The 10,525-nt window shown below is 46.2% G+C and carries 13 protein-coding genes and 1 tRNA gene; 8 read left to right on the top strand and 6 right to left on the bottom strand.

The features are described from left to right. The 5 genes from IQ270_RS24155 to IQ270_RS24135 all read left to right on the top strand — a co-directional run. The coding region (locus IQ270_RS24155; RefSeq protein WP_193975725.1) for an FAD-dependent hydroxylase at positions 1-1,173 on the top strand (1,173 nt) is incomplete at its 5' end. Positions 1,174-1,356: 183 nt separating this feature from the next. Continuing rightward, on the top strand, positions 1,357-1,581 hold the full coding sequence (locus IQ270_RS24150) for a DUF2281 domain-containing protein (RefSeq protein ID WP_193975724.1): 225 nt from the start codon (positions 1,357-1,359) through the stop codon (positions 1,579-1,581). Then, positions 1,581-1,985 (top strand): type II toxin-antitoxin system VapC family toxin, encoded by a 405-nt coding sequence (locus IQ270_RS24145; RefSeq protein ID WP_193975723.1) that lies wholly within the window; start codon positions 1,581-1,583, stop codon positions 1,983-1,985. Before IQ270_RS24150 ends, IQ270_RS24145 begins: the two co-directional genes overlap by 1 nt. Further along, the gene (locus IQ270_RS24140; protein WP_193975722.1) at positions 1,982-2,227 is read left to right on the top strand and encodes a hypothetical protein; all 246 of its coding nucleotides are present in this window, start codon (positions 1,982-1,984) and stop codon (positions 2,225-2,227) included. The genes IQ270_RS24145 and IQ270_RS24140 overlap by 4 nt, the downstream gene beginning before the upstream one ends. Positions 2,228-2,260: 33 nt before the next feature. Next, complete coding sequence (locus tag IQ270_RS24135) at positions 2,261-5,287, top strand: CHAT domain-containing protein (RefSeq protein ID WP_193975721.1); 3,027 nt, start codon at positions 2,261-2,263, stop codon at positions 5,285-5,287. Here IQ270_RS24135 and IQ270_RS24130 read toward each other — a convergent pair. From IQ270_RS24130 to IQ270_RS24110, 5 genes are all read right to left on the bottom strand, one after another. Then, positions 5,284-5,664, bottom strand: coding sequence for a hypothetical protein (locus tag IQ270_RS24130; RefSeq protein ID WP_193975720.1), 381 nt, complete (start codon positions 5,662-5,664; stop codon positions 5,284-5,286). The genes IQ270_RS24135 and IQ270_RS24130 overlap by 4 nt on opposite strands. A gap of 111 nt (positions 5,665-5,775) precedes the next feature. Beyond that, the gene (locus IQ270_RS24125; RefSeq protein ID WP_193975719.1) at positions 5,776-6,027 is read right to left on the bottom strand and encodes a DUF5615 family PIN-like protein; all 252 of its coding nucleotides are present in this window, start codon (positions 6,025-6,027) and stop codon (positions 5,776-5,778) included. Further along, on the bottom strand, positions 6,020-6,418 hold the full coding sequence (locus IQ270_RS24120; protein ID WP_193975718.1) for a DUF433 domain-containing protein: 399 nt from the start codon (positions 6,416-6,418) through the stop codon (positions 6,020-6,022). Before IQ270_RS24120 ends, IQ270_RS24125 begins: the two co-directional genes overlap by 8 nt. 37 nt (positions 6,419-6,455) lie before the next feature. After that, positions 6,456-6,668 carry a helix-turn-helix domain-containing protein gene (locus tag IQ270_RS24115; RefSeq protein ID WP_006634859.1) on the bottom strand — a complete coding sequence of 71 codons (213 nt, stop codon included), beginning with the start codon at positions 6,666-6,668 and terminating at the stop codon, positions 6,456-6,458. A gap of 297 nt (positions 6,669-6,965) precedes the next feature. After that, a tRNA-Leu gene (locus tag IQ270_RS24110) sits at positions 6,966-7,049 on the bottom strand. Positions 7,050-7,275: 226 nt separating this feature from the next. Between IQ270_RS24110 and accC the strand changes: the two genes are divergently transcribed. Continuing rightward, positions 7,276-8,631 carry an acetyl-CoA carboxylase biotin carboxylase subunit gene (accC, locus tag IQ270_RS24105; RefSeq protein WP_193975717.1) on the top strand — a complete coding sequence of 452 codons (1,356 nt, stop codon included), beginning with the start codon at positions 7,276-7,278 and terminating at the stop codon, positions 8,629-8,631. Positions 8,632-8,877: 246 nt separating this feature from the next. On the opposite strand, the gene IQ270_RS24100 is transcribed toward accC, so the two are convergent. Continuing rightward, positions 8,878-9,162 carry a YggT family protein gene (locus IQ270_RS24100; RefSeq protein WP_193975716.1) on the bottom strand — a complete coding sequence of 95 codons (285 nt, stop codon included), beginning with the start codon at positions 9,160-9,162 and terminating at the stop codon, positions 8,878-8,880. A 301-nt stretch (positions 9,163-9,463) separates the two neighbouring features. Here IQ270_RS24100 and psbX point away from each other — a divergent pair, with 301 nt between their 5' ends. Together psbX and IQ270_RS24090 are read left to right on the top strand one after the other, a co-directional pair. Continuing rightward, entirely contained in the window at positions 9,464-9,583 is a 120-nt protein-coding gene (gene psbX, locus IQ270_RS24095) for a photosystem II reaction center X protein (RefSeq protein WP_193975715.1), read from the top strand. Between the two features lie 455 nt (positions 9,584-10,038). Further along, the coding region (locus tag IQ270_RS24090) for a Ycf66 family protein (RefSeq protein WP_193975714.1) at positions 10,039-10,525 on the top strand (487 nt) is incomplete at its 3' end.

Genomic DNA, 10,525 nt, shown 5'->3' with positions numbered 1-10,525 from the left:
ACCTTAGCCTGCGCCCTCAAAGATTCCGGCTTAAAAATCGCCATCATCGAAACCCAACTCCCCGCAGCCGCAGCAGCCAAAAAACAAGCTTATGCAATTACCCTGCTATCGGGAATGATCTTAGAAGGTATCGGCGTGTGGGAGCAAATATTGCCACAAATCACCACCTTCGAGCAAATTAGCCTCTGCGACGGCGACTATCCCGGTGTCGTCGAATTCCACCGCCCGGACTTGGGAAATACTGGCAAATTGCCCGTACCAAAAACAGCTTTAGGTTATGTAGGCGAACATCGAGTCATGCTGTCAGCTTTGCACGAATGTTTGGCAAAAAATCCGAATTTCAGTTGGGTTTGTCCGGCGGAAGTAATAGATGTAAAATATTTAAATAATAGCGCTGAAATTCAAATCAAACAAAACGGCGAAACTCGCACAATGCGTACTAAATTGTTAGTTGCCGCCGACGGTTCTAAATCTCGAATCCGCACAGCAGCAAATATCGGCACTCGCGGTTGGAAATACTGGCAATCCTGCGTTGCGATTACTATTAAAGCCGAAAAACCGCACAACGATATCGCTTTTGAGCGTTTTTGGCCGAGTGGCCCGATGGGAGTTTTGCCCTTACCGGGGAACCGCTGTCAAGTAGTTTGGACTGCACCCCACGCGGAGGCGAAAGCTTTGCAGTCAATGGATGAAACAGAGTTTTTAACTTTATTGAAACAGCGCACGGGCGGGCTTTTAGGAAATTTGGAATTAGAGAGCGATCGCTTTTTATTTCCTGTACAGTTAATGCAGAGCGATCGCTACGTGTTGCCCAGATTAGCGCTAATTGGCGACGCGGCCCACTGCTGCCATCCCGTCGGCGGCCAGGGATTGAATATGGGCATTCGGGATGCTGGGGCGATCGCCCAAATCTTGCAGCAAGCCCACCAAAAAGGCGAAGACATCGGCGATTTGCGAGTATTGAAACGGTATCACAACTGGCGCAAAAAAGAAAATTTAATTGTGTTAGGATTTACCGATTTTCTAGACAGATTGTTTTCTAATACTTGGCTACCGATTGTGGCATTTCGGCGCTTCGGATTGTGGTGTTTGCGGACAATTCCGCCAGTGAGATTTTTAGCTTTGCGCTTGATGACTGGTTTAATGGGGCGGCCGCCAGAATTAGGCATTTAGTAAAAATCAAAGAAACCGGGTTTTTCCCCGTGTCTTCGCCTGTCACCAAATATGCTCGCAAAAACCCGGTTTCTTGCTACTCACCCATCAAACTAAATTCATCGATGACTGGTATATAATTAAGATAGAACAGAGCGGAGTCAAAGCTATGTCAACCACAACAAAAACGGAGGAAAAGAAACAATGAATTTAGAGCAAGCAGTTTTAGATAAATTGCGGGAATTGCCCCCGAATCAGCAGCAAGAAGTTTTAGATTTTGCTGAATTTCTTCAGCAAAAAAACATTCTCAAACGACCGCTAAAAAGTGTCAAAGGGTTGTGTGCTGACTTAAAAGTAGATATTACGGAAGAAGACATCGCCCAAGCCCGACAAGAAATGTGGGGAAATTTTCCCAGGGAGATTGTTTGATGCCCTCAGTCGTAGCAGATACCCATACCCTAATTTGGTACATTTTTGAACTGCCAAGATTGTCGCCAGCAGCATTAACAGCATTAGAACAAGCGGTTAATGAGGGAAATTTTATCTACTTTTCGGCAATTACAATTGTAGAAATTTCTTACTTAATTGAGCGAGGGCGTGTGGCAGGGGAGGTGTTGACAAGAGTTTTAAATGCTGCGGACGATCCAAATGTAGGGATTCTGCTAGCACCTTTGGATCGCAATATTTCGGCAACTATTCAACAAATTGACAGGGCAACTGTTCCTGATATGCCAGACAGGATTATTGCCGCCACTGCTTTATCTTTAAGTCTTCCGTTAGTCACCCGCGACGCTAAAATTCAAGCTTTAACAACTATTCAGACAATTTGGTGAGATGGAAAGTCCCTAGATATATTCGATCGCCCTTACTAAAAATCTCTCTCAAAAATTTAGTTTCTGGTCGATCGCACACCATCTCAGAAACCGGGTTTTTCCCGAGATTTTTGCACTGCGGCAAAGTCTGTAGAAAAAACCCGGTTTCTCGCCGATCGCGCACCATCTATATATCGTCCTTAAATTCGACACAGACAAAAAATCCCGAGGCGATCGTCCAATTGTGCTATAAATCGGGCTAAAATAAACATCGGTGTCACCCACAACTCCCCACAATGGACGAAACCCGCGCCCAAGCCTACCTGCAATTGATTAACGCCCTGCTGACTTGTCCCAACGGCGAAGAAAATCAAATCTTGAATGCAAACTCGGAATTGGTGGATGCTGAATTGGTGCAAATGATGCGGGTTGTTGCAGCCCAATTGTCGGAAAATAATCAAGAAAATACGGCTACTTTTTTATTACGAATGGCAACTCAAATAGCTAATTTTTTGGGAATGAACGATGACGGAACTCACGATCGCTCTGAAATTGAAAATTCACAAGAGTATGAAAACTTTATCCTAGACTTATTGCAAGCAGAAGAAGATAGCAATAGCGATATTAAAGTAATTTACCCGATGCTGGACGGGCGGCAACATCTCCTCAATGACCGTTTTGCCGATATTTTACAGCAAGTGGCCCGGAATTGGATTGCCGAACATCCCGAAGCAATTGGATCTATTCTCTGCTTCATTGGAAACTTGAGTAATCATATTAGTAACTTTCCGCTGGGGAAAAGAGCGAATAATCTTGAAATTGCCATTACTGGTTATCAAATACTTTTAAATAATTCGGAACCGGGAAGCGAAAAATGGGCAAGGACGCAAAATAATCTGGCAGTAGCCTACACTTACAGAATCAGGGGAGAGAAAGCTCAGAATATCGAACTAGCGATCGCATCTTTCACTGCTGCATTAACCGTCTACACCCGCGATGCCTTTCCCGAAGATTGGGCTATGACGCAAAATAATCTGGTAATTGCCTACAGTAACAGAATCAGGGAAGAGAAAGCAGAGTATATCGAACTGGCGATCGACTATTTCACTGCTGCATTAACCGTCCTCACCCCCGATGCCTTTCCCGAAGATTGGGCAAGGACGCAAAATAATCTGGCAATTACCTACAGTAACAGAATCAGGGAAGAAAAAGCAGAGAATATCGAAGATGCGATCGCATCTTTCACTGCTGCATTAACCGTCTACACCCGCGATGCCTTTCCCGAAAAATGGGCAATGACGCAAAATAATCTGGCAGTAGCCTACACTTACAGAATCAGGGGAGAGAAAGCTCAGAATATCGAACTGGCGATCGCATCTTACAACAAGGCATTAGAAGTACGCACCCGCGATGCCTTTCCCCAAAATTGGGCAACGACGCAAAATAATCTGGCGGCTGCCTACTGTAACAGAATTAGGGGAGAGAGAGCAGAGAATATAGAACTGGCGATCGCACTTTATCACAAGGCTTTAAGTATTAGCACTCGCGAGGCTTTCCCACAAGAACATACAGAGACTTTATCTAATTTAGGTAATTTTCACCGAAGTAACCAGCAATGGCAACTCGCTTATGATACTTACGCCCGCGCGATTGAAACAGTAGAATTTTTACGGGGTGAGATTCAATCTGGGAATGAAAGCAAACAGAAATTAGCGGAAGAATGGAATCAACTCTATCTGGGCATGGTAGAAGTCTGCATCCAACTGAAACGCGACACCGAAGCTGTAGAATACGTCGAACGCAGCAAAGCCCGCAACCTTGTAGAACTCTTTGCCAACCGTGACATCAAACCTAAAGGCAATATCCCCGAAACTGTTCTCAATGAATTGTCGCGCCTCAATCGAGAAATTGAGGCCGAACAGCGACAACTGGAAATCGAACAGATAAACCGTAACAGTAATGGTGGCAGAATATTGGGAGAACCCAGCCTCAAAATCGACAGCCTAACCACTAGCCGCGATTCTACTCATCTCACCAAACTGCGTAAACAACTCGATGAATTGATTGCTCATGAAATTACATCAATTGATCCTGATTTTAGCCTAACCCAAAAAGTTAAGCCCATCCTCTACAAAGACATTCAAACTCTGACAGGTGAAAACACCGCTATTCTTGAGTGGTACATCATAGGCGATAAATTTCTAACTTTCATCATCACCCCGCAATCCCCAACAACAATAATCTGGCAATCTTCAACAGCAGACTTTCAAGCCTTGGTAAATTGGGATAACGAGTATCGGAAAGACTACAAAGAGAGTAAGCCCCAATGGAAGCACAAACTAGCCTCCCGCCTCCAAAACCTAGCTGAGATTTTGCATCTTGATGAGATTTTAAAGAATATTCCGAAACCGTGCGATCGACTAATTTTAATTCCCCATCGCTTCCTGCACCTGTTTCCCCTGCACGCCCTACCTGTCAGCCAAGAAACTTGGTTGCAGTTTAACCCAAACAGCGATTCCTCACCCGTCAATCCTTATCTATTAGACTGTTTCGTTGGTGGTGTCGGCTACGCGCCCAGTTGCCAACTACTGCAACAGGCGAAACAGCGACAACGCCCTCATTTCTCTCACCTATTTGCTATTGCCAATCCTACCAAAGACCGCTACTTACTTGAACTGCAAGCCGCTAACATCCGTGACAAATTCAAATCTAATGATTTCTTGGCAAAAGATGATGCTAATAAGAACGCAATTCTAAAGGCGAAACTCAGCTTTGCCAACTGCGCCCATTTCGGTTGTCACGGCAAGTTCGAGCCTGACTCGCCTTTGGAATCATCCCTGGTATTCGCCAATAAAGAACGTTTGACACTGTTGGAAATCTTTAATCTTGACCTAAATCAATGTCGTCTTGTCACTCTCTCCGCCTGCGAAACTGGATTGACAGAATCCAAAACTAGCGATGAATATATCGGCTTACCTTTTGGCTTTCTCTTGGCAGGTAGCCGTAGTATGGTTAGTACCCTTTGGAAAGTGGATGAACTCGCCAGCACTTTGTTACTGATTCGGTTCTATGAAAACCTAGAAACTCTATCAACGGTTACTGCTCTCAATGAGGCACAACAATGGCTGCGGAATCTGACCTCAGAGGGGCTTGAAGCATTATTAAAATGCCTCAAACCGCAAATTGATCAAACATTTAAACTGTTGCCCAAAAAAGAACGCACACGCTTTGTTAATGCTCCTCTGGATGGCGCACTGAACCGCAAGCCGTTTCCTTTTGCTGATCCTCATTACTGGGCTGGCTTCACTGCTATCGGCGTTTAGCAATCCTGACAAAACTTGTCCAAATTTTTCCTGCTTATGTAAATAAGTACCAGTGTTAATGGTACTCCTTGGTAAACGCCAACAGTTATTAGCCAACCCAATGCAAAAGCAAAACCTTGACTCAATACGTCTTTAAAGGCTGGCGTACAAATATGAGGACGTACTCGATCGGCTAATTTTTGTAACCAGCTAGGCTCATTTGGGTTTCTTGCATCTAGATCGTTGTCTAATTCTCCTGACTTAATTGCTAAGGTTTCGGCTGCATATTCTAAATCGCCTTCACACTCTTCAAGTACATCAAGCTCTTTTAGAGCATCGGGATATTCTTGTAATTGGGAGCGATACTGTTCAATTTCTGCTTGGGTAACGGTAATCATTGGGATAATGGCGATTAAATAAATGAGTAATTCTTATTTTGCCATAATTATTGTACTTCTTTTGTGTAGAAACCCGGCGGTTGAAACTGCAGCTACACAAACAAATAAACTTCATCTTTGAGCAGCCAAAATGATGCCACCATGTTCGGGATAACGCTGAGCTAAAACCTGAAAATCCCGGATATTAAACGTAAAAATACACCGTCCCCGTGCTGTTGTTCCTAACAATTGAACCTCATCGCTAGCATCTAAAGCCATCCACTCAGTCGGTGTCCGAGTGACATCGTGACTGCGAGATAAAAGGGCGGCTTGCAAAGCTTTAATAGAGGTATCGGCATCTAAATGCAATAGCGGTTTAGACATTAGCAGCTTCGATAATTTGCTCAGCGGCAATAGATGCGTCTATTTCTTGATGGTGAGCCGCATAAAAAGCGAGAACATCGTTCACTCGATCTTCACTTAAGTCATACTCAGTGGCAATTTGGTTTGGAGAAAAACCCCATTTCTGCGCTGCGATGACTACTGTTTGCACCCGCAACCGAGTGCCGCGCAAAACGGGAACGAGTTCGCCGCTAGCGCCGCGCACATAGGTGATTTCAGGAAAAGCCGGATCGTCATTCCGCTGGTTGAGGGTAGCGACTTTTTCGGCTACAGCCCAGAGGATAAACTGATCGAAGGAAATGCCTTGGAGTGCGGCTAATTTTTCAGCTTCTTGCTGTAACTGAACGGGTAAGTTTAAGGCGTAGGATGTCATCGATCTAACTTCCGTTTGCTAATATAATTTCATCGGTTCATTCTTTGACAACTTCCATTAATTCCTCAATCAAAACATCGAGGGTGCGAGCTATCTTTTGAATAGATGTGATATCAACCGTTGCGAGTCCTTCCGAACGAGCATAGTGCCTGACTGTGCTGTACGGAACTTCGGATCGATCGGCAACATCCTTGAGCGTCCATCCCTTTTCGTCAGCCAACTCTCGGATTCGGAACCTAACTAATCCCATTATACCTATTGACAAACGATAAGTATCTATGTTTTTAATTCAAACACAATAGTCGATCGACAGTTAAACAGTATTTTGTATGGTGCGGATCTGTCAGAAGTTCGATCGCACTTAAATATATCTCATATATCTGCACCCGATCGGTACTCGCGCACAATCTTGAGAAACCGGGTTTTTCACCAAATCTTCGCCTGTCACCAAATATTCTCGCAAAAACCCGGTTTCTGACTACCCACCCATCAAATATAAAACAACTGCCGACAGCCAAAACCGTCAACAGTTGTTTTACATATTCAATGCGGATGGCGAGACTCGAACTCGCAAGGACATAATGCCACACGCACCTCAAGCGTGCGCGTATACCAATTCCGCCACATCCGCTCTTTCTGGCAAGTTTCTGGGAATTTTTGGTTGCCAGTTCTAAAGATTTACAAGCTCAAATCTTTTAACTTGCAACGGTTCCGTTTGACACCGCCGACTTACTACAATAGCACAACTACCCGCAAAATGTAAAATAAATTTTTATTAAGAATTTATGGGAAACCATTATCCAGAAGATACCGAAAGGGATTATTGTACAGAATATTGAGTGAATTAAGCAGCGAAGATGGGGTTCTCGAAAATTTTAATCGCTAATCGCGGAGAAATCGCGCTCCGCATACTACGCACCTGCGAGGAAATGGGGATTGCCACGGTCGCCGTTCACTCCACTGTAGATAAACACGCCCTGCACGTCCAGTTAGCAGACGAAGCCGTTTGCATCGGCCCCCCCACCAGCAGCAAAAGCTATTTAAACATCCCCAACATCATCTCGGCTGCCCTGACGCGCAACGCCGCAGCTATTCATCCCGGTTACGGCTTCCTAGCTGAAAACGCCCGATTTGCCGAAATTTGTGCCGATCATCAAATTACTTTCATCGGCCCTTCCCCGGCAGCAATGCGGGCGATGGGCGACAAATCGACTGCCAAAGAAACTATGCAGCGGGTGAAAGTTCCGACAGTTCCCGGTAGTGGCGGACTGCTAGCAGATGAACAGGAGGCATTGTTAGTAGCCCGCGACATCGGCTATCCCGTGATGATCAAAGCCACTGCGGGCGGAGGAGGCCGCGGGATGAGGCTGGTCAGAGAACCCTCGGAACTCCCCAAACTGTTCCATGCAGCTCAAGGCGAAGCCGATGCAGCTTTTGGCAATCCCGGACTTTATTTGGAAAAATTCATCGAAAAGCCGAGGCACATCGAAATCCAAATTCTCGCAGACAATTACGGTAATGTCATCCACCTCGGCGAGAGAGATTGTTCGATTCAGCGCCGACACCAAAAACTTCTGGAAGAGGCACCTAGTCCCGCCCTGACGCAGAAACTTCGAGATCAAATGGGTCACGCCGCGGTTGCGGCAGCTAAGTCGATTAATTACACTGGTGCGGGTACTGTGGAATTTTTGCTTGACAAATCTGGCAAGTTCTACTTCATGGAAATGAACACTCGCATCCAAGTGGAACATCCTGTCACGGAGATGATTACAGGCTTGGATTTGATTGCCGAACAAATTCGCATCGCTCAAGGCGAAAAACTGCAAATCAAGCAAAATCAAGTAATTCTCAGCGGCCACGCGATTGAGTGCCGCATCAATGCTGAAGATCCCGATCGCAATTTCCGCCCCCACCCAGGGCTGATCGGCGGTTATTTGCCTCCCGGCGGCCCGGGGGTGCGGATGGACTCTCACGTTTACACTGATTACGAAATACCTGCTTACTACGATTCTTTAATCGGTAAAGTAATTGTATGGGGGCGCGATCGACCTTCAGCCATTCGCAGAATGAAACGGGCATTGCGGGAATGCGCTATCACCGGTGTCCCCACCACCCTCAGCTTCCACCAAAAAATCCTCGATAGCCCCGAATTTCTCAGTGGCGAAGTTTATACCAATTTCGTGGAACAGTTTTTGAACAAAAATGGTCTGTAGTCCTTACTCATTAGTCAGTAGTCATTAGTGGGATTAAGGTGGGCAATGCCTGCCGGGGCCCGCGTCAATCTGGTGAAGAATATCCTTAAAAACTCTAAATTTCCTTTCTGGCAGTAGTCAAGACTCCTGCTAAGGCACTCCTGACTACTGCTAAGGACTACTGACGACTAAGAGGGCGGGCACTCTTGGCACCGCCCCTACCAAGTGACGACTAACTAATGACTACTGACTAATGACTACTGACTATTACATCATCATTGTCAGGATGCCTTGTTGTCCGAGAATCATTTCCCGCAGCAAGCTACAGATGCCGACCCAAATAATCGGTGTAATGTCCACTCCGCCGATCGGCGGTACAATCTTTCTAGTTACTGCTAAAAAAGGTTCCGTCGGCCAAGCAACGAGGCTCAACGGCAGTTTGCTCAGATTTACTTCGGGATACCAAGTCAGGACGATCCGAAAAATAAATAGCAAAGTCATCAGCACCAGGACAGAGCCCAGAATCCAACTTGCAACGGTAATACCAGTCATGGGTCTTATCTCGTCAAAATCTTAAGTTTTGTTAAGTCAGCGCCTCATAATTTTAACCGTTTCACAGGTGCGATCGAACAAAAGCTGCAGAATTTTGGCGGCTTTATACCTTCGGAGCGAGAGGGTGCTAAGGTTTGAGGGTGCTAGGGTGCGAGTTTTCCAAGGGGGAAATATGGCTTGCGCCCTTGATTGGTGACATTTCCTACATCCATTGCAACATCCTTTGCCGAACTTCCCTGTGAGAACTGAGTGCTGATAAAATTAATAAAAATCTAATTGTTGTAACAAAGGTCTTGAATCTATGACTCCTTCACTCGCGAACTTTTTGTACAGCCTGCTGGTGGGCGTGGCCTTAGTAGTGATTCCAGCAACGATCGCCCTGATCTTCATCAGCCAAAAAGACAAAATCAAGCGCACCTAAAAAGTCTGCGGTTTCTGGGTCCGGCGTGAAAGTCAATTTTCGACTGCACGTCGGACATTTCCCCGACCCAAGAAACCTCCGCTGTCAGCAACTGTGAAGGTCAAACCTTCGGTTGACTGCTTTCGCTGAGGTTTTTTGCCGTTAAACTCATTATTATACGGTTCCCCAACCAAGCAGAAAGCTTGGGTGGACGCTGCCGGAGAAAGCAAAGTCGGGTTCGCAGACTTAATGATAGATTTGACATCCTCAAGGGCGCGTTACGCACTCTTGAATTTTGGATTAAAACAGAAACGGCAGGCTTGGCCGGTCTTGCGTTTGGGAGCAACGACAGACAGTGCCGGGCCGTTTCAAAAAAATTCTACCATAAAGCCGTCGAGCTCCCGGCGCGAGCTCTTACCCCAATTTCTAGGTAAAATCTAGCTCGCTAACATAGGAAAGACATAGGAGATAGGCTAATGGTCAATTTAGGATTGAACTGGAGCAGCCTGCTAGGGATCATCCTAGCAGTAGCAGGCGCAGGACTGTACTTTCTGCGATCGTGGCGTCCCAAACTAGCCCGAGACCACGATATTTTTTTTGCAGCAGTCGGCCTGCTGTGCGGCGGTATTCTGTTATTTCAAGGATGGCGACTCGATCCAATTCTGGCCTTTGGTCAGTTCTTGCTGACCGGTTCGGCCATATTTTTTGCAGCCGAAAGCATTAAGCTGCGGGGAGCGACCACAGCCCAAGCCAAAAGTCGCGCCCAATACGTGGATGAAGAGCGACCTGTCAGCAACGCCTACGCTTACGACGGCTACGATTCTGAAATCGATCGGCTAGAACCAGAGGAAGAGTACCCGCAGCGTCCCCGGATTAGAGGCAGCCAAGACTACCGTTCTTCGCGGGAAGCCTACGACGACGAGCCGCGCCGCCGTCCTTCGAGTCGCAGCGCCAGCATTAACA

The organism is Microcoleus sp. LEGE 07076, assembly GCF_015207455.1.
Lineage (GTDB): Bacteria > Cyanobacteriota > Cyanobacteriia > Cyanobacteriales > Microcoleaceae > Microcoleus.
This window is presented reverse-complemented; position numbering and strand designations above follow the sequence as displayed.

Coding starts and splice junctions, on each gene's coding strand:
- IQ270_RS24150 (WP_193975724.1), top strand. CDS start 1,357: ATGAATTTAGAGCAAGCAGTTTTAGATAAATTGCGGGAATTGCCCCCG.
- IQ270_RS24145 (WP_193975723.1), top strand. CDS start 1,581: ATGCCCTCAGTCGTAGCAGATACCCATACCCTAATTTGGTACATTTTT.
- IQ270_RS24135 (WP_193975721.1), top strand. CDS start 2,261: ATGGACGAAACCCGCGCCCAAGCCTACCTGCAATTGATTAACGCCCTG.
- IQ270_RS24130 (WP_193975720.1), bottom strand. CDS start 5,664: ATGATTACCGTTACCCAAGCAGAAATTGAACAGTATCGCTCCCAATTA.
- IQ270_RS24125 (WP_193975719.1), bottom strand. CDS start 6,027: ATGTCTAAACCGCTATTGCATTTAGATGCCGATACCTCTATTAAAGCT.
- IQ270_RS24120 (WP_193975718.1), bottom strand. CDS start 6,418: ATGACATCCTACGCCTTAAACTTACCCGTTCAGTTACAGCAAGAAGCT.
- IQ270_RS24115 (WP_006634859.1), bottom strand. CDS start 6,668: ATGGGATTAGTTAGGTTCCGAATCCGAGAGTTGGCTGACGAAAAGGGA.
- accC (WP_193975717.1), top strand. CDS start 7,276: ATGGGGTTCTCGAAAATTTTAATCGCTAATCGCGGAGAAATCGCGCTC.
- IQ270_RS24100 (WP_193975716.1), bottom strand. CDS start 9,162: ATGACTGGTATTACCGTTGCAAGTTGGATTCTGGGCTCTGTCCTGGTG.
- psbX (WP_193975715.1), top strand. CDS start 9,464: ATGACTCCTTCACTCGCGAACTTTTTGTACAGCCTGCTGGTGGGCGTG.